Below are 17,651 nucleotides of genomic sequence, written 5' to 3'. Positions count from 1 at the left end.
CCCTTTCGTCCGTCGTAAGCTGCTCGGACGCATCGCCGACAGCACGAGCACGCGGAGGGCGTGGGAGGGTCAGGACGACTCCCGGTCCCCGATGCGCGACCGGACCTCCCCGTATTCCCGCTCATCCCCACCCACTCCAGGGGCTCGACCGAGCCCCGCGGACACTCCAGCAGGGCCCGCCACCACCCCCGGCGGGCCGGACGTCCCGGGGTGGACCTCCGGCCCCGCAACCCGCTCGCTCCCTCCGCTCGCCGATGCCCTGACCACATTGCGAACTGGAGATCCACGTGGCCGGCCGTATCGAGGACTACGCACTCATCGGGGACATGCAGACCGCTGCCCTGGTCAGCAGGGACGGGGCGGTGGACTGGCTCTGCCTCCCCCGCTTCGACTCGCCGGCCGTGTTCGCCGGCCTGCTCGGCACCGATGAACACGGCTTCTGGCGGATCGGCCCGGCCGAGGTCGGCCCGACCGGGGCCTCCGCCCCGGCCGCCGCCACGCGCCCCGCCGACGGCCGGGCCCGCATCGCCGACACCGACCTGCGGGTCCCGCCGCCCACCGCCGCCGTCCCCGCCGTGCCGGCGGACCGCCGCCGCTACCGGGGCGACTCGCTGATCCTGGAGCAGGAGTGGGACACCCGGGGCGGCACCGTCCGGGTGATCGACTTCATGCCGCCGCGCCCGCTGGCCGGCAAGGACGCCGTCCCCCAGGTGATCCGGATCGTCGAGGGCGTCTCCGGCGCCGTGCGGATGCGCTCGGCCGTTCGGATGCGCTTCTCCTACGGCCGGATCGTGCCCTGGGTGCACCGCGTCGAACAGGCCGACGGCGGCCACCGCACCGTCGCCGTCGCCGGCCCCGACTCGGTCTGGCTGGACGGCGAGGCCGAGACCTACGGGCGCGACCTCACCACCTACGCCGACTTCACCGTCACCGCCGGCGAGCGGATCGCCTTCGCCCTCACCTGGCAGGCCTCCCACCTCGACCCGCCCCGGCCCCCGGACGCCGAGGAGATGCTGGACGCCACCGCCGACTTCTGGCACGAGTGGGCCGACCAGTGCACCTACCAGGGCCCCTACCGGGAGGCCGTGATCCGCTCCCTGATCACCCTCAAGGGCCTCACCTACGCCCCCACCGGCGGCATCGTCGCCGCCCCCACCACCTCGCTGCCCGAGGACATCGGCGGCGAACGCAACTGGGACTACCGCTACACCTGGCTGCGCGACGCCGCCATCACCCTCTCCTCGCTGCTGCGCACCGGCTACCGCGAGGAGGCCCGCGCCTGGCGCGAGTGGCTGCTGCGGGCGGTCGCCGGCGACCCGGAGAACCTCCAGATCATGTACGGCATCGCCGGCGAGCGCGAGCTCACCGAGTCCTCGCTGGACTGGCTGCCCGGCTACGAGGGCTCCCAGCCCGTCCGGGTCGGCAACGGCGCCGCGGGCCAGCTCCAGCTCGACGTCTACGGCGAGGTCGTCGAGGCGCTGCACCTGGCCCACATGACCGGCCTGGTCCGCAACGACCACGCCCACCACCTCCAGCTGCGCCTGATCGAGTACCTGGAGGAGCACTGGCAGGAGCCGGACGAGGGCATCTGGGAGGTCCGCGGCCCGCGCCGGCACTTCGTCCACTCCAAGGTGATGGCCTGGGTCGCCGTCGACCGCACCATCAAGCTGCTGGAGCAGACCCCCGAGGACGCCCCGGCCGGCGGCCACCTGGAGCGCTGGCGCGAGTTCCGCGCGCAGATCCACGCCGACGTCTGCGAGAAGGGCTACGACCCGGAGCGCAACACCTTCACCCAGTACTACGGCGGCCGGGAGCTGGACGCCTCGCTGCTGCTGATCCCCCAGGTCGGCTTCCTGCCGCCGGACGACAAGCGGGTGATCGGCACCATCGAGGCGATCCAGCGCGAACTGTCCACCGAGGACGGCTTCGTGCTGCGCTACCCGACCCACGACGAGAGCGGCAACAACGTCGACGGCCTCTCCGGCCACGAGGGCGCCTTCCTGGCCTGCTCGTTCTGGCTGGCCGACGACCTCGCCATGATCGGCCGGGTCCAGGAGGCCCGCGAGCTGTTCGACAAGCTGCTCTCGCTGCGCAACGACCTCGGGCTGCTCGCCGAGGAGTGGGACCCGCGGCTCAAGCGGCAGGTCGGCAACTTCCCGCAGGCCTTCAGCCACGTGCCGCTGATCGACACCGCCCTGCGGCTGACCGCCTGCGGCGCCGCGTACCTGTCCGCCCAGCCGGACGGGCCGGCCGCCGACCGGGTCGAGCGGGCCACCGTCTGACCGTCCGGGGGCCGTCCCTACCCGCGCTGCACCAGCTCGTCGTAGGTGCTGAGCACCTGGGCGACGGTGGCGGACTCGTCCGGCCAGGTCTCGGCCTGCTGCCGGCCGGCCGCCACCAGCCGCTCGCGGCGGGCCGGGTCGGCCAGCAGGTCGCGCACCGCGCGGCCGAGCGCCGCCGGATCGCCGGAGGGCACCAGCACGGCGGCGTCGCCGACCAGTTCGGGGATGCCGCCGACGGCGGTGGCGACCACCGGCACGCCGGCCCGCACCGCCTCCTGCACCACCAGCGAGCGGGCCTCCCAGCGGCTGGAGACCGCCACCACGTCGGCGGCGGCCAGCAGGTCGGGCACGTCGGTGCGGTAGCCGAGCAGCCGCACCGGCAGCTTCTCCGCGGCCACCCGCTCGCGCAGCGCGCCCGCCTCGGGGCCGTCCCCGGCGAGCAGGACGAGCGGCTCCGGGGTCAGCGAGGACAGCTCCCGGGTGGCGTCCAGCAGCAGCCCGAAGGCCTTCTGCGGGACGAGTCGGCCGACCGCCAGCACCAGCGGGCGGTCCGGGCCGTCGCCGAGCAGCGCGGCGCGCGCCTCGGGGCGGCCGAGCCGGCCCTCGGGCATCGGCGGGGCGGCCACCGGGCCCAGCCGGGCGTCGGTGGCGCCCAGCTCGCGGGCCCGGGCGACCAGGTCGGAGGAGGCGCCGAGCACCAGGTCGGCGGCGCGCGCCACCCGGCGCTCCATCAGCCGCTGCAGCCGGCGCTCCATGCCGGTGGCCAGCAGCGCGTGGTGCGAGGTGACCACCAGCGGGGTCTCCGGGCGCAGGCCCGGGAAGCGGCCCGCGGTGCGCAGCGCCAGGTCGGAGAGCAGCCCGGCGCGCAGCCCGTGGGCGTGCACCACGTCGGCGCCGGTGAAGGCCCGGCGCAGCTCGCCGATCGCGGTGGCGTCGCTGCGGGCGCCGGCGGTGGGGGTGATGTCGACGGTGTGGAACCTGGCCCCCGTACGGGAGAAACCGAACAGCGCGTCCGTACCGGCCGGCGCGCAGACCGTGACGTTCACTCCGTGCGCGACCAGGCCCTGGGCCAGGGAGCGCACGTGCGCACCGATGCCGCCGGTGCTGGCGGCCAGGACGAGTACCACGTGCAGCTGCCCCGGTTCGGGGACGGCCGCGGTGGCCCGGGCGGCGGAATGGTCCACGTCGTCTCGCATCCGACTCGATCAGGTTCGCGCGCCGCTTCGCGAGGATTGCCCGCCGGGCGGCGCTCGGGGCTGGGAAGCCAGTGTCCAGCCGCCACCATGCCAGGTCGGCGGCCCTCTTGGACAGTCGGCGCCACGGGGCGCGTCGCCGGTGTCCGCAGGGGGCCGCCGGCTCCGGCTAGCGGCGGCGCGGGGCCCGGGCGGCGGCCAGCAGTTCCTCGGCGTGGGCGCGGCCCAGCTCCGAGTCCTCCAGACCGGCCAGCATCCGGGAGAGTTCGCGCACCCGCTCCTCGTCGTTCAGCACCTTGACACCGCTGCGGGTCACGGTGCCGTCGTTGGTCTTCTCCACCACCAGGTGCCGGTCGGCGAACGCGGCCACCTGCGGGAGGTGGGTGACCACCACGACCTGGGCCGACTCGGCCAGCTTGGCCAGCCGGCGGCCGATCTCGACCGCCGCCTTGCCGCCGACGCCCGCGTCCACCTCGTCGAACAGGTAGGTGGGGACGGGGTCGGCGCCCGCGAAGACCACCTCGACGGCGAGCATCACGCGCGACAGCTCACCGCCGGAGGCGCCCTTGGCGATCGGGCGCGGCTGGGCGCCGGGGTGCGGGGCGAGCAGCACCTCGACCTCGTCCACGCCGTGCGGGCCGTAGGCGACGGTGCGCCCGCCGACCTCGATCCCGGCCAGGTCGTCGACCTGGCTGATCGAGAAGGTCACCCGGGCGTGCGGCATGGCCAGTTCGGCGAGCTCGGCGGAGACCGCCTCGGCGAACCGGCCGGCCGCGTCGTGCCGGGCCTGCGAGACCTCGGCGGCCAGCTCGGCCAGCTCGGCCCGCAGCTCGGTCTCCCGGGCGCCGAGCTCGTCGATCCGGTCGTCGTCGCCGTCCAGCTCGGCGAGCCGCGCCGCCCCGGCCTCGGCCCAGGCGAGCACCTCGGCGAGGGTGTTCTCCTCGCCGCCGTACTTGCGCAGCAGCTGGGCCAGCACGGCCCGGCGGTCCTCGACGGCGGCCAGGCGCACCGGGTCGGCGTCCAGGTCGTCCGCGTAGCCGGCCAGGTCGCCGGCCACGTCGGCGAGCAGGTAGCCGACCTCGTTGAGGCGGTCGGCCAGGGCGGCCAGCCGCTCGTCGTGGTGGCGCACGGCGTCCAGGGCCCGGCGGGACTGGGCGAGCAGGGTGCCCGCGTCCAGCGCCTCCGGGTCGACCGGGTCGCCGGCCAGGGCGGCGTGGGCGAGGGTCGCGGCGGAGGACAGCGCGTCGGCGTGGCCGAGCCGCTCGGCCTCGGCGGCCAGCTCCACGTCCTCGCCGGCCACCGGCTCGGCGGCGGCGACCTCGTCCAGGCCGAACCGCAGCAGGTCGGCCTCCTGGGCGCGCTCGCGGGCCCGGGTGGTCAGCTCCTCCAGGGTCGCGGAGACCTCCCGCAGGGCGCGGTAGGTCTCCCGGTAGCGGGCCAGCGGCTCGGCCACCGAGGCGCCCGCGTACCTGTCCAGGGCGCCGCGCTGGCGGGCCGGGCGCAGCAGGCGCTGCTGGTCGGTCTGGCCGTGCACCGCGATCAGGTCCTCGCCGAGTTCGGCGAGCAGCCCCACCGGGACGGACCGGCCGCCGACGTGCGCCCGGGAGCGGCCCTCGGCGGAGACGGTCCGGCTGATCAGCAGCGCGCCGTCGTCCAGTTCGGCCCCGGCCTCGATCGCGCGGGCCGCCGCCGGGGAGTCGGCGGGAAGCTCCAGCCGGCCCTCCACGACGGCGCGTCCGGTGCCGTTGCGCACCAGGCCCGGGTCGGCGCGGCCGCCGAGCAGCAGGCCGAGGCTGGTCACCACCATGGTCTTTCCTGCGCCGGTCTCACCGGTCACGGCGGTGAAGCCGGGGGCGAGTTCGACCACCGCGTCGTCGATGACCCCAAGATCCCGTATCCGCATCTCGTCCAACACGGAGACGACCATACGAGGTTCCACCCCCGGCGCGCGACGAGCGACAACGGCGCGCGGCAACTCCGTGCCCCGAAGTTCATCCCTTCCGGGAGTCCTCCGCGGGTGCCGGCACGGTGCACCAGGGCAGGATGAGCTGGACCAGCGGGCCGATGGCCAGCGCGTACGCGACGGTGCCGACCCCGGCGGTGCCGCCGAGCAGCAGCCCGACGGTGAGCACCGTCACCTCGATGCCGGTGCGGATCAGCCGCAGCGAGCGGCCGGTGCGCCGGTGCAGCCCGGTCATCAGGCCGTCGCGCGGGCCGGGGCCGAGCCGGGCGCCGATGTAGAGGCCGCTGGCCAGGCCGTTCAGCGCGATCGCCGCGGCCGTCAGGGCGATCCGGGCGGGCAGGGCGCCGGGGCCGCCGATCACCCGCAGAGTGAGGTCCATGGTCACGCCGATCACCAGCACGTTGGCGACGGTGCCCAGGCCCGGGCGCTGGCGCATCGGGATCCACAGCAGCAGGACAAGGGCGCCGCAGACGGTCACCCAGGCGCCGACCGAGAGGCCGACGGTGCGCTGCAGGCCCTGGTGCAGGACGTCCCAGGGGTCGAGGCCGAGGCCGGCCCGGAGCATCAGCGCCATGCTCACGCCGTACAGGGCGAGGCCGACGAACAGCTGGGGGATCCGGCGGCCCAGGGCATGGGTGTCGCCGAACACCCGGACGGCGAGCCCGGCCGGGCGGGTGGCGGCGGGCACCGGGCCCACGGCGGTCGTGGCGGAGGTGGTCGTGGACCGGACGGCGGGGGTGGACGGGGCCGCGGTGGACGGGGTGGCCAATGGTGCTCCTGCGGTGGTGCTGCACCACCGGGACGGCCCGGCGGTGGCGGCCGGTACGGCCGCCCTGCCATGATGGCCAGGCCAAAACGGCCCCCTCCAGGGCCAATCCCGAGCGAGTGGACTGATTCGCCATGGCCGACTGGCACACCACCGTCACGCCGCCCGCGCTGGCCCGGCTGCTCTCCACCGCCCGGCTCCCCGAGCCGGCCGCCGCCCGCCGACCCGCCTACCGCACCCTGGCCGGACAGATCCGGCTGCTGGTCACCGAGGGCAGACTGCCGGTCGGCGCCCGGCTGCCCGCCGAACGCGAGCTGGCCACCGCCCTCGCGATGAGCCGCACCACCGTCGCCACCGCGTACGAGACCCTGCGCGGCGACGGCTACCTGCACAGCCGGCGCGGCGCGGGCAGCTGGACCGCCCTGCCCGAGGGCGCCCCGCCGCCCGGCGAGGCCCTGCACCCCGTCCCGCCGCACGAGCAGGACCGCATCCTGGACCTCGGCGTCGCCGCCCCGCCCGCCCCGCAGCCCTGGTTCGGCCGGGCCGCCGCCCGGGCCGTCGAACAGCTGCCGTACTACGCCTCCGGGCACGGCCACTACCCCACCGGCGTCCCGGTGCTGCGCGAGGCCGTCGCCCGCCGCTTCACCGACCGCGGCCTGCCCACCACACCCGACCAGATCCTGATCACCACCGGGGCGATGGGCGGCCTGCACCTCGTCCAGCGGGCGCTGATCGGCCGCGGCGACCGGGTCGCCGTGGAGGCGCCCAGCTACGCCCACACCCTGTCGGCACTGCGGCTGACCGGCGCCCGGCTGGTCCCGGTGCCGTACACCTGGACGCCACGGCCCACCTGGGACCTCGACGAGTGGCGGCGGGTGCTGCGCGGCGCCGGGCCGCGGGTCGCCTACGTGATCCCGGACTTCCACAACCCGACCGGCGCGCTGGTCGACGAGGAGCGGCGCCGCGAGCTGCTGGCCGACGCCCGGGCCGCCGGGAGCGTCGTGCTGGCCGACGAGACCACCGCCGAACTCGGCTGGGGCGTCCCGCCGGCCACGCCGCTGCCGCGCCCGACGGCGGCCCTGGACCGCTCCGCCCAGGTGGTCACCGTCGGCTCGGCGGGCAAGCTGCTCTGGGGCGGCCTGCGGATCGGCTGGGTCAGGGCCGCGCCCGCGCTGGTGCGCCGGCTGGCCAACGAGCGGGTCCACAGCGACGTCGGCACCCCGGTGCTGGACCAGCTGATCGCCGCCGAGCTGCTGGGCGAACCGCTGCCCGAGGTCCGCGAGCACCAGCTGGCCCGGCTGCGGGCCAGCGCGCACGCCTTCGCCGCCGCCCTGCCCGAACGGCTGCCCGCCTGGACCTTCACGATGCCGCCCGGCGGACTCGCGCTGTGGGTCTCCACCGGCGGCCTGTCCGGCGCCGCGCTGGCCCGGGCCGGGGAGCGCGGCGGGGTCCGGATCGCCTCGGGCAACCGCTTCGGCTCGGACGGCGCCTTCGAGCACCACATCCGCATCCCGCTCACCGTGCCCGCCGCGACCGTTCCCGCCGCCGTCGAACGCCTCGCCGCGGTGGCCGCCCGGGCGGCGGCCGGCGGCCGGCTCGAACCGGCCGACGAGGCCCAGCCGCTGGCGGTCTGACGACACGTCAGCACTCGGCGGTCGAACACGGCCGCCCGAACGCCCTTGGCCGGTACGGGCGCGAACGCCCGTACCGGCCAAGGGAGGCCGGCCGACCGGTCACCGCCGGCCGGCGGTGGCGGCCGGACACCGCTAGTGGTGGTCGGCCCGGCCGCGCCAACCCGTCACCGGCAGCGCGAACTTGGCGACCAGCCGGTCGGTGAACGGCGCCCGGTGCAGCCTGGCCAGCCGCACCGGGGTCCGGCCCCGGCGGACCTCCACCCGCGCCCCGGCGGGCAGTTCGACCGAGCGCCGCCCGTCGCACCAGAGCACGCCGTGCGGGGTCTTCGGCTGCACCTCGACCGCCAGCACCGACTCCGGCGAGGTCACCAGCGGGCGGGCGAACAGCGCGTGCGCGGAGATCGGCACCATCAGCAGCGCCTCCACCTCCGGCCACACCACCGGCCCGCCGCCGGAGAACGCGTACGCGGTGGACCCGGTCGGCGTCGCGCACACCACGCCGTCACAGCCGAAGTTGGAGACCGGGCGGCCGTCCACCTCGGTCACCACCTCCAGCATCCGCTCCCGCGCCGCCTTCTCGATCGAGGCCTCGTTCAGCGCCCAGTCCTCGTGCACCACATCGCCGTTGGTGCGGACGATGACGTCGATCGTCATCCGCTCCTCGACCTCGTAGTCGGCGTCCACCACCCGCTCGACCACCACGGCCAGGTCGTCCCGCTCGGCCTCGGCGAGGAAGCCCACCCGGCCCAGGTTGATCCCGAGCATCGGCAGCCCGTGCGACCGCGCCAGCTCCGCCCCCCGCAGCAGCGTCCCGTCCCCGCCGGCCACCAGGATCAACTCGCAGCCGTCCGCCGCCCCGGGGCCCTCGGCCACCTTCTCGACGCCCTCCGGCAGGTCCAGGTCGACCGCCTCGGCCTCCAGCAGTCTGATCCGGAGCCCGGCCTTCAGCAGCCCGTGCACCAAGGCCTCGACGCTGCGCAGCGCCGCCTCCCGGCCGGTGTGCGCGATCAGGAAGACCGTACGTGCTTCATCGCTCATGCCGCTGCCCTCTCCCTAACGCCTGCCGGGTCGCCCTTGGCCCCGGTGCGGCCACGCCATACGACATGACGGGCCGGACGCTCGCAAGGCACCCTACCGGGGGCCCTCCGCCACGGCCCGGTCCGCCTCCGCGGGGTCCAGCCGCGGAGCGTCCCGGCGCAACCAGAGGAAGTACTCGACGTTGCCGGACGGCCCTGGCAGGGGGCTCGCGGTGACCGCGCGCACGCCCAGTCCGAGCTCCCACGCCTGCTCGGCGACCTGGCACACCATCTCGGCGCGCAGCTGCGGGCTGCGCACCACCCCGCCGCTGCCCAGGCGCTCCTTGCCGATCTCGAACTGGGGCTTGACCATCAGCACCAGGTCCGCGTCCTCGGCCGCGCAGGAGGCGAGGGCCGGGAGCACCAGGCCCAGCGAGATGAACGACAGGTCGCCCACCACCAGGTCCACCCGGGTGCCGCCGATCAGCTCCGGGGTCAGCTCGCGCACATTGGTGCGGTCCATCACGGTGACCCGCTCGTCGCTCTGCAGCGACCAGGCGAGCTGCCCGTAGCCGACGTCCACCGCCAGCACGTGCGCGGCCCCGGCCCGCAGCAGCACGTCGGTGAACCCGCCGGTGGAGGCGCCCGCGTCCAGCGCCCGGCGGCCCTCGACCACCAGGCCCTGCGGCACGAAGGCCGCGAACGCGCCGGCGAGCTTGTGACCGCCGCGCGAGACGTAGTCGGGGTCGTTCTCGTCCTTGGCCACCACGACCGCCGCCGAGGTCTCCACCTGGGTGGCCGGCTTGGTCGCGGTGGTGCCGCCGACGGTCACCCGGCCGGCCGCGATCAGCTCGGACGCGTGCTCACGCGACCGGGCCAGCTTGCGGCGGACCAGTTCCGCGTCGAGTCGGCGTCGTGCCACTGCCACTGGTGTTTCAGCTCCTACGGATCCTGCGGGTCATTCCTGGTCGAGCGCGGCCAGTGTGTCGACGAGCCGCTGGTGAACATCTTCGTACACCGCGACGTGTGCCTCCGCCGGGGCCCCGTCCAGAGCCTCCAGCCGGGCCAGGCCGGCGTCCACCCCGGGGTGGCCGGTGGGGACCGGCTCGAAGCCCAGCGGCTCCGCCTCCGGCGGCACGGCGCCCGGTGGCTCGGCGCCCCGGACGGGCTCGGGCGGGCACCCGGGCAGGGGCGGTTCATTCGTCACGGGCATCGGGCTTCTTCGCGCTGGTGGCCTTGCGGACGGTGGTCTTCCTGCTCGCCGCCCGCTTCACGGGCGTCCCCGGCTGGGCCTCGGCCTGCGCGGCGGCGGTCTTCCTGACCGTGGTCGTCTTCTTCGCGGCGGCCTTCTCGGCCGTGCTCCCCTTCGTCGTCGGCGTCCTCTTCGCCGGGGTCTTCCTGGCCGCGGACTTCTTCGCCGCGGTCTGCCCGGGCTCGGACTTCTTCGCCGTGCTCTTCGGCTCCGCGCTCTTCCCGGCGGCGTCGTCCTCCGGCGCCGCGGGCTGTTCCAGCGGGGCCCGGGCGGCTCCGGCCGCCGGAGGGACGGGCGGCACCGGCGGATCGAACTCGACCGGCTCGTCCACCTCCACCCGCTCGGCGACTATCGGCTCGCCCGGCGTCCCGGCAGCCGACCGCTCCTCCTCGAACTCCCAGCCGCGCCCGAACAGGTCGGCGGCCCGCGGCGCCGGCACCGGCTCCTCGGGCTCGTCCGGCCCCGGCCCGGACGCGGCCGCCGGGGCCTCCTCCTCGACCTCGCGCAGCTTGGTCTCCAGGTACGCCAGCACCACGCCGACCTTGGTCACCTGGTCGCCGACCTTCTCGAAGACCTTCTCCGCCTCGGTGCGCGCCACGCCGACCGCCAGGTCCACCCCGGCGCGCCCGGCGGTGACCGCCTCCCCGGCGAGGGTCTGGAGGGTCTCCACCGACGGCGGGAACTGGCCGCCCAACCGACGCTCGACCCCGGCCAGGTCGACCCCGGCCTTCTCCAGGACCGAACTCGCCGTCCCGACGACCCGCCTGCCGACCTCCTCCACCACCCCGGCGGCGGTCTCCACCACTCCCCGAACCGTCCTCGGCAGCATCCGGGTGCCTCCCAATCGCCTACGCGCGTCGCTGCGTCGCCCTCAGTACCCGGGCGTTTCCGGGCACCCCACTGACGACGCTACCGCCAAAACCCTCCTGAGGTACCGTGGCCCGCAGTCAGCACCGTAGCGACCGGGGGAGGGAGCCCGCCCCGTGGCGAACGCCGAGGAGTGCCAGGAGGCACTGGAGCAGCTCAGCCGGAACATGGCGAAGTCCACCGGCGACGTCCGCAAGGCCGCCGCCCTCGACCGCTCGCTGAGCTGCCGGATCACCGACCTCGACCTGACCTTCACCGGGCAGCTGCGGGACGGCCGGATCCAGGACGTGGTGGCGTCCCCGGGCGCCCCGGCCGAGAAGGCGGAGATCCGGCTCACCATGAGCAGCGACGACCTGGTCGCGCTGGTCGGCGGCGGGCTCAACTTCGCCTCCGCGTGGGCAAGCGGCCGGGTCAAGCTGGAGGCGGGGTTCCGCGACCTGCTGCGGCTGCGCACCCTGCTCTGAGCCCGGCCGCCGGGGCCGCGCCGCCGAGGACGGCGGGGCCGCGCCACTGGAGCGGCCCCCGACGGCCCTGGACCGGTGCTCAGAACCCCAGGTCGGCCAGCGCCTTGCGGCCGTCCACCGGCGCGCCGCCGGCGTCCAGCACCGTCCACGCCGCCGCGCACAGCGCCCGCAGGCCGTCCCAGCGGTCACCGGTCCCGGACAGCCGCAGCACGCCGGAGCCGACGCCCGCGACCCATCCGCCGCACCCGAAGCCGCCGTCCACGGCCGCCACCGCCGGGTGCGGGACGAGGAGTCCGCGCAGGTCCGCCGCCAGGTAGGTCGGCCGGTGCTCGACCGGGGCCGCCAGCAGCAGCTCCGGGGTGGTCACCCCGGTGAACACCAGCAGGCTGTCCACCCCGCCGTTGAACGCGCCCTCGATGTCGGTGTCCAGCCGGTCCCCGACCACCAGCGGCCGCTGCGCGCCGGTGCGCAGCACGGTCTCCCGGTGCATCGGCGGCAGCGGCTTGCCCGCCACCTCCGGCTCCACCCCGGTCGCCGCCCGCACCGCCGCCACCAGGGTGCCGTTGCCGGGCGCGATGCCGCGGGCCCTCGGCACCGTCAGGTCCAGGTTGGACGCCACCCACGGCAGCCCGCTCTGCACCGCGTACGAGGCCTCCGCGAGGTCCTTCCACCCCACCGACGGGTCGAAGCCCTGGACCACCGCGAGCGGCCCGTCGGCCAGCGAGCGGACGGCGACCAGCCCCAGCTCGGCCAGCGCCTCCTCCAGCCCCAGGCCGCCGACGACCAGCACCTTCGACCCGGCCGGCACCTTCTCGGCGACCAGCCGGGCGGCGGCCTGGGCCGAGTTGATCACGTCGGTCGGCTCGGCCGGAATACCCAGCTCGGTCAGGTGCTCGGCCACCACCCGCGGCGGGCGGGAGGCGTTGTTGGTCACGTACGCGAGCCGCATCCCGGCCGCCCGGGCGGCGTCCAGCGCGTCCGCCGCGTGCTCGATCGCGTGGGCTCCCGCGTAGACCACGCCGTCCAGGTCCAGCAGCGCGGTGTCGTAGGCGTCGGTCAGCGGCCGCTCGCTGCCGCCGGGGGCGGTCCGTCGCACGGGGTTGGCCGTCTCGGTCATGGCTGCGCTACCTCATTCACTGCGTCGTCGTTCACTGCGCCGTCGTTCACTGCGCCGTCGTTCACCGCGCCGTCCGTCCCGCACGCCCTTGTGCGGCACGTCCCCCGTCAGGGGCCTGTCGGGGAGTCCGCGGGGCCGCCCCGAGCGGTCAGGGCCCGCCATCGGCACCGTGGCCGGCACCACCGTCGTCCGCCGTCCCGTCGGCCGGCTCCCCGCCGCCCGCCGGGGGCGCCAGGTATCCGGGTGCTCCCGGCAGCAGCGGACCGTACGCCCCGGCGCGGGCCGCCAGGGTCGCCCGGGTCTGCCGCAGCGCCTGCCGGTAGTGGTCGCTCTCCGGCCGCATCGCCACGGCCAGCGCCAGGTGTTCGGCGGAGGTCTCGAAGTCTCCCAGTCGGGCCGCCGCGACACCCCACCCGAACTGAGCGTAGTCGTCGGCCGGGTCGGCGAGCGCCACGGCCCGGAAGTTCTCCAGCGCCGCCGCGTACGCACCCGCGTCGAACTGGGCGCGCGCCAGCGCCTCCCGGATGCTGCGCGAGTGCGGCTCCGCCGCCGCCGCCCGGCTGAGCAGCTGCTCGGCGGCCGCCGGGTGCCCCTGTGCCAGCAGCCGGGCGCCCCGGCGGAACCAGTCGTACACGTCTCCGGTGGGCTCCCCGGAGCGGCTCTGCCGCGGCACTCCGCCGCCCGGCGGATCTCCGCCCGCCAGGCCGTCGTCGTCCGCGCCAGGGCCCGGAGCGCCGTCGGTCGGAGCGTTCCCGTGGGTGTCGCCGACGGGCCCGCCCGACCCGGCCGGGCCGCCGTCCTCCACCCGTTCCTGCCCGTCGTCCATGCCGTACCTCGCCCTCGGTCGCACACCCGGCCCACGAAGACGGCACGGGCATTCCGATCTCTCAACAACGCGTACCCGGTTACGATGCCCAGAATGAGCACACCCAGTGCAGAAGACGGAGTCGAGACTCCCGAGGGCGGCCCCGGCAACCCCGGGCACGTCGCCACGGCCGGCCTGTCCCTGTTCCCCTTCCGCGGCCTGCGCTACGTCCCCGACCGGGTCGGCGCGCTGGCCGCGGTGATGTCCCCGCCGTACGACGTCGTCGACCCGGGCCGCCGGCTCGACCTGGAGACGGCCGACCCGCACAACGTGGTCCGGCTGATCCTGCCCAGGCCCGAGCCCGAGGACGCCGGAGACCGCCCCGACCGCGACACCCGCTACCGGCACGCCGCCCGGCTGCTGGCCGACTGGCAACGCGAGGGCGTCCTGGCCGCCGACCCGGAGCCCGCGCTCTACGTCTACGAGCAACGGGTGCCGGCCACCGACGACTCCCCCGAGCTGCTCCAGCGCGGCCTGATCGGCGCGCTCGCGGTGAGCGGCCGGGAGGGCGGCGTGGTACTCCCGCACGAGGACGTGATGCCGCGGCCGGTCGCCGACCGGGTCGGCCTGATGCGCACCACCCGGGCCAACCTGGAACCGCTGCTGCTCACCTACCGGGGCGACGGCGGCGCCTCCGGCGTGATCGAGCGGACCGTCGAGGGCGAGCCGCTGCTCTCCACCGCCACCAGCGACGGCACCCACCACCGGCTGTGGGCGGTCACCGACCCCGCCGAGCTCGCCGAGATCAGCCGCGACCTCGCCACCTGCCGGGCGCTGATCGCCGACGGACACCACCGCTGGGAGATGTACCTGCGTCTCCAGCGCGAACACCGCCACCTGCCGCGCAGCCCCTGGGACCGCGGCATGGTGCTCCTGGTGGACACCGCCCGCTACCCGCTGCGGGTCCGCGCCATCCACCGCGTGCTGTACCGGCTGCCGGTGGCCGAGGCGCTGGAGCGGCTCGGCGACCAGTGGAAGGTCAAGGAGGTCCCCGGGCCGCTGACCGCCGCCCTCCAGGCCCTGGCCGACCAGAAGCGGCACGGCGGCAACGGCTTCGTGGTGACCGGCGGCGACGGCGTCTACTGGCTCCTCGGAGAGCCCGAGGAGTCCCTGCTCGACGCCACCGTGCCGCACGGCCGCCCCGAGGAGTGGCGCCATCTGGACGCCACCGTCCTGCACGCCACCCTGCTGGACCACACCTGGCACGTACCCGACGGCCCGGACGACATCGGCTACCTGCACACCGCCGTGGCCGCCGAGCAGGAGGCCGCGCGCACCGGCGGCACCGCCGTCCTGCTGCACCCGGTCCGCGAGTCCGTGGTCCGACGGCTGGCCGAACAGGGCGTCACCATGCCGCGCAAGTCCACCTCCTTCGGTCCGAAGCCGGCCACCGGGCTGGTGCTGCGCAACCTCGCACTGGGCTGACACCACCACCCCGCCCGATCTCGGGCCGGAACGCCGTGAGGCCCCGCCGTTCCCGGATTCCTCGGGAACGGCGGGGCCTCACGGCGTTGCGCGGGAGTCCGCTCAGCTCTTGTCGGCGTCGGCCTCGGCGGCCTTCGTCTCCTCGGCCTCGGCGACCTCGGACTCGGTGTCCTCAGCCTTGGTGTCCTCGGCCTTGGTGTCCCGGGCCTGCTGGGCGCGCTCGGGGACGACGCCGTCGAAGTCCTCGTCGATCTCGAGGTCGTCCTCGTCGTAGAACTCCTCGACGTCCTCCTCGTCCTCGAAGATCACGCGGTCGTCGGCGTTGTCGCCGCCACCGCGCTTCTTCGCCGGGGCGTCCGTCGACTCGGTCTCGCCCTCGTCCAGCTCCGGGTCGAGCGTGTCGGTGAACTCCACGCCGTCGATCTCGGCCAGCCGCTCCGAGGCGTTGGTGCTGCCCTCGGTGTCGGCCTCGGCGGCCTTGGCGAACCAGTCACGGGCCTCGTCGGCGCGACCGGCCGCGATCAGGGCCTCGGCGTACGCGTAGCGCAGGCGCGCGGTCCACGGGTGCACGGCGCTGGAGGCCAGCTCCGGGCTCTGCAGCGTCACGACGGCGGCGTCGTACTGCTCCATGTCGCTGCGGGCACCGGCCGCGACCAGGCGCATCTCGACCTGGCCGGCCTTGTCCAGCTGCTTCACCTCGGGCTCGCCGGCCATCGCCAGCGCCCGCTCCGGACGGCCCAGACCGCGCTCGCAGTCCGCCATCACCGGCCACAGGTCGGCCCGGCCGGTCATCCGACGGGCGGCGCGGAACTCGGTCAGCGCCTCGGAGTAACGCTGCGTCATGTAGGAGGCGAAGCCGGCCGCCTCACGGACGGCCGCCACGCGGGAGGCCAGACGGAGCGCGACGCGCGAGAACTGGTAGGCCTCCTCCGGCTCGCTGTCGAGCAGTCGGGCCACCATCACCAGGTTGCGGGCGACGTCGTCCGCGAGGGTCTTGGGCAGGCTCTTGAGCTCCTGGCGCACGTCCGCGTCCAGCTCGAAGCCGGTGACGTCCTCCGGGATCGGCAGGCGCTTGACGGGCTCGTAGTTGCCCCGGCGGTCGTCGTAGTCCCGACGGCCGCGGTCGTCCCGGCGGTCGCCGCCACGGTCGTCACGGTCCCGGCGGTAGCCGCCACCGGAGGGGCGGTCGTCCCGGCGGAACCCGCCGCGCTCGCCACCACGGTCGTCGCGGCGGAAGCCGCCACGGTCGTCGCGGTCACGGCCGTAGCCGCCACCGGAGGGGCGGTCGCCGCGGTCGCGGTTGAAACCACCGGACGGACGGTCGTCACGACGGAAGCCGCCACGGTCGCCGCCGCGGTCGTCGCGGTCACGGCCGTAGCCGCCACCGGCCGGACGGTCGTCACGACGCGGACGGTCATCACGGTCATCGCGACGGAAGCCACTCGGGCGGTCGTCACGACGGAAGCCGCCACCGGAGGGGCGGTCATCGCGACGGAAACCACCGCCGGAGGGGCGGTCGCCGCGGTCGCGGTTGAAACCACCGGACGGGCGGTCGTCGCGGCGGAAGCCACCGCGGTCGCCGCCGCGGTCGTCGCGGTCACGGTTGAAGCCGCCACCGGCCGGACGGTCGTCACGACGGAAACCACCGCCGGCCGGGCGGTCGTCACGGCGGAAACCGCCGCGCTCGCCGCCACGGTCGTCGCGGTCACGGTTGAAGCCACCCGAGGGGCGGTCGTCACGGCGGAAGCCGCCACCGGAGGGGCGGTCGTCGCGGCGAAAGCCACCGCCGGCCGGACGGTCGTCGCGGCGGAAGCCGCCACGGTCGTCGCGGTCACGGCCGTAGCCGCCGCCGGAGGGGCGGTCGCCGCGGTCGCGGTTGAAACCACCGGACGGGCGGTCGTCGCGGCGGAAGCCACCGCGGTCGCCACCGCGGTCGCCGCCGCGGTCGTCGCGGTCACGGCCGTAGCCGCCACCGGCCGGACGGTCGTCCCGACGCGGACGGTCATCACGGTCATCGCGACGGAAGCCACTCGGGCGGTCGTCACGACGGAAGCCGCCACCCGACGGACGGTCGTCACGACGGAAACCGCCGCGCTCGCCGCCACGGTCGTCGCGGTCACGGTTGAAGCCACCCGAGGGGCGGTCGTCACGGCGGAAGCCACCACCGGAGGGGCGGTCGCCGCGGTCGCGGTTGAAACCACCGGACGGACGGTCGTCACGACGGAAGCCACCGCGGTCGCCGCCGCGGTCGTCGCGGTCACGGCCGTAGCCGCCACCGGCCGGGCGGTCGTCACGACGCGGACGGTCATCACGGTCGTCACGACGGTGGCCACCACGGTCGTTGGACCAGCCCCCGCGGGACCGGGGCTCGTAGCCTCGGCCGTCGTCCGATCGGCGCTCGGGACGGTCCTGGGGCTGGTTCGACATCGTGGTGACTCCTTCTGCTGCTTCAGCTTCACCGCGGGCCGAGCGATCAACTCCGCTGCCGCCACGCGGTTTCGACGCCGGCCTGCTGGCCCGCGTACCTTCTCCATTGTCCGACATGCCGGGTCCCTCCGCGTCTGGGCGGAAGTCCCGGTTCTGCCGGCCTTCTTCACGTTCGCAAAACACAAAAAGGCCGCGGCCCCAGCGAGTCGCTGGGGCCGCGGCCTTGAATAATTGTTCGGCGGCGTCCTACTCTCCCACAGGGTCCCCCCTGCAGTACCATCGGCGCTGTGAGGCTTAGCTTCCGGGTTCGGAATGTAACCGGGCGTTTCCCTCACGCTATGACCACCGAAACCCTATCGGGTATTCAGCGAAACACACTT

At 75.4% G+C, this 17,651-nt stretch carries 14 protein-coding genes, 1 rRNA gene and 1 pseudogene; 4 read left to right on the top strand and 12 right to left on the bottom strand.

Features of this window, described 5'->3' with window-relative positions; genetic code table 11:
• Positions 1 to 287 precede the first annotated feature (287 nt).
• On the top strand, positions 288 to 2,282 hold the full coding sequence (locus ACZ5GH_RS26550) for a glycoside hydrolase family 15 protein (RefSeq protein WP_387758845.1): 1,995 nt from the start codon (positions 288 to 290) through the stop codon (positions 2,280 to 2,282).
• A gap of 17 nt (positions 2,283 to 2,299) precedes the next feature.
• Here the strand turns inward: ACZ5GH_RS26550 and ACZ5GH_RS26545 are convergent, their stop codons facing one another.
• The 3 genes from ACZ5GH_RS26545 to yczE form a co-directional block, all read right to left on the bottom strand.
• The gene (locus tag ACZ5GH_RS26545) at positions 2,300 to 3,478 is read right to left on the bottom strand and encodes a glycosyltransferase family 4 protein (RefSeq protein WP_387758843.1); all 1,179 of its coding nucleotides are present in this window, start codon (positions 3,476 to 3,478) and stop codon (positions 2,300 to 2,302) included.
• 166 nt (positions 3,479 to 3,644) lie between these two features.
• Complete coding sequence (recN, locus tag ACZ5GH_RS26540) at positions 3,645 to 5,402, bottom strand: DNA repair protein RecN (RefSeq protein WP_387758841.1); 1,758 nt, start codon at positions 5,400 to 5,402, stop codon at positions 3,645 to 3,647.
• 64 nt (positions 5,403 to 5,466) lie between these two features.
• Complete coding sequence (gene yczE / locus ACZ5GH_RS26535; protein WP_387758839.1) at positions 5,467 to 6,207, bottom strand: membrane protein YczE; 741 nt, start codon at positions 6,205 to 6,207, stop codon at positions 5,467 to 5,469.
• A gap of 131 nt (positions 6,208 to 6,338) precedes the next feature.
• Between yczE and yczR the strand changes: the two genes are divergently transcribed.
• Positions 6,339 to 7,838 carry a MocR-like transcription factor YczR gene (gene yczR, locus ACZ5GH_RS26530; RefSeq protein ID WP_464335403.1) on the top strand — a complete coding sequence of 500 codons (1,500 nt, stop codon included), beginning with the start codon at positions 6,339 to 6,341 and terminating at the stop codon, positions 7,836 to 7,838.
• Between the two features lie 132 nt (positions 7,839 to 7,970).
• Here the strand turns inward: yczR and ACZ5GH_RS26525 are convergent, their stop codons facing one another.
• From ACZ5GH_RS26525 to ACZ5GH_RS26510, 4 genes are all read right to left on the bottom strand, one after another.
• Positions 7,971 to 8,876, bottom strand: coding sequence for an NAD kinase (locus ACZ5GH_RS26525; protein ID WP_387758836.1), 906 nt, complete (start codon positions 8,874 to 8,876; stop codon positions 7,971 to 7,973).
• Between the two features lie 93 nt (positions 8,877 to 8,969).
• Positions 8,970 to 9,776 carry a TlyA family RNA methyltransferase gene (locus ACZ5GH_RS26520; protein WP_464336877.1) on the bottom strand — a complete coding sequence of 269 codons (807 nt, stop codon included), beginning with the start codon at positions 9,774 to 9,776 and terminating at the stop codon, positions 8,970 to 8,972.
• A gap of 36 nt (positions 9,777 to 9,812) precedes the next feature.
• Positions 9,813 to 10,061, bottom strand: a complete 249-nt coding sequence (locus ACZ5GH_RS26515; RefSeq protein ID WP_387758834.1) for a hypothetical protein — start codon at positions 10,059 to 10,061, stop codon at positions 9,813 to 9,815.
• A complete protein-coding gene (locus ACZ5GH_RS26510) occupies positions 10,051 to 10,911 on the bottom strand; it encodes a hypothetical protein (RefSeq protein ID WP_464335402.1) in 861 nt (286 codons plus the stop codon). Before ACZ5GH_RS26510 ends, ACZ5GH_RS26515 begins: the two co-directional genes overlap by 11 nt.
• Positions 10,912 to 11,089: 178 nt before the next feature.
• On the opposite strand from ACZ5GH_RS26510, the gene ACZ5GH_RS26505 reads away from it, so the two are divergent.
• Positions 11,090 to 11,437, top strand: coding sequence for an alkyl sulfatase C-terminal domain-containing protein (locus ACZ5GH_RS26505; protein ID WP_387758830.1), 348 nt, complete (start codon positions 11,090 to 11,092; stop codon positions 11,435 to 11,437).
• A 79-nt stretch (positions 11,438 to 11,516) separates the two neighbouring features.
• Here ACZ5GH_RS26505 and ACZ5GH_RS26500 read toward each other — a convergent pair whose 3' ends face one another.
• Complete coding sequence (locus ACZ5GH_RS26500; protein WP_387758829.1) at positions 11,517 to 12,554, bottom strand: HAD-IIA family hydrolase; 1,038 nt, start codon at positions 12,552 to 12,554, stop codon at positions 11,517 to 11,519.
• 148 nt (positions 12,555 to 12,702) lie between these two features.
• Positions 12,703 to 13,380 (bottom strand): tetratricopeptide repeat protein, encoded by a 678-nt coding sequence (locus ACZ5GH_RS26495; protein ID WP_387758827.1) that lies wholly within the window; start codon positions 13,378 to 13,380, stop codon positions 12,703 to 12,705.
• Positions 13,381 to 13,473: 93 nt separating this feature from the next.
• Between ACZ5GH_RS26495 and ACZ5GH_RS26490 the strand changes: the two genes are divergently transcribed.
• On the top strand, positions 13,474 to 14,844 hold the full coding sequence (locus ACZ5GH_RS26490; RefSeq protein WP_387758826.1) for a DUF1015 family protein: 1,371 nt from the start codon (positions 13,474 to 13,476) through the stop codon (positions 14,842 to 14,844).
• A 102-nt stretch (positions 14,845 to 14,946) separates the two neighbouring features.
• On the opposite strand, the gene ACZ5GH_RS26485 is transcribed toward ACZ5GH_RS26490, so the two are convergent.
• The 3 genes and pseudogenes from ACZ5GH_RS26485 to rrf all read right to left on the bottom strand — a co-directional run bounded on the left by ACZ5GH_RS26485 (position 14,947) and on the right by rrf (position 17,621).
• The gene (locus ACZ5GH_RS26485; RefSeq protein WP_464336876.1) at positions 14,947 to 15,912 is read right to left on the bottom strand and encodes a tetratricopeptide repeat protein; all 966 of its coding nucleotides are present in this window, start codon (positions 15,910 to 15,912) and stop codon (positions 14,947 to 14,949) included.
• 111 nt (positions 15,913 to 16,023) lie between these two features.
• A pseudogene (locus ACZ5GH_RS26480) lies at positions 16,024 to 16,767 on the bottom strand (hypothetical protein); the annotation flags it as partial.
• Between the two features lie 737 nt (positions 16,768 to 17,504).
• Positions 17,505 to 17,621, bottom strand: a 5S ribosomal RNA gene (gene rrf, locus ACZ5GH_RS26475).
• Between the last annotated feature and the right edge of the window lie 30 nt (positions 17,622 to 17,651).

This window comes from Kitasatospora sp. Xyl93, assembly GCF_055383135.1.
Note: the sequence above shows the minus strand (reverse complement) of the source record. Positions and strands in the feature narration are given on the sequence as shown.

Coding starts and splice junctions, on each gene's coding strand:
- ACZ5GH_RS26545 (WP_387758843.1), bottom strand. CDS start 3,478: ATGCGAGACGACGTGGACCATTCCGCCGCCCGGGCCACCGCGGCCGTC.
- recN (WP_387758841.1), bottom strand. CDS start 5,402: ATGGTCGTCTCCGTGTTGGACGAGATGCGGATACGGGATCTTGGGGTC.
- yczR (WP_464335403.1), top strand. CDS start 6,339: ATGGCCGACTGGCACACCACCGTCACGCCGCCCGCGCTGGCCCGGCTG.
- ACZ5GH_RS26525 (WP_387758836.1), bottom strand. CDS start 8,876: ATGAGCGATGAAGCACGTACGGTCTTCCTGATCGCGCACACCGGCCGG.
- ACZ5GH_RS26500 (WP_387758829.1), bottom strand. CDS start 12,554: ATGACCGAGACGGCCAACCCCGTGCGACGGACCGCCCCCGGCGGCAGC.
- ACZ5GH_RS26495 (WP_387758827.1), bottom strand. CDS start 13,380: ATGGACGACGGGCAGGAACGGGTGGAGGACGGCGGCCCGGCCGGGTCG.
- ACZ5GH_RS26490 (WP_387758826.1), top strand. CDS start 13,474: ATGAGCACACCCAGTGCAGAAGACGGAGTCGAGACTCCCGAGGGCGGC.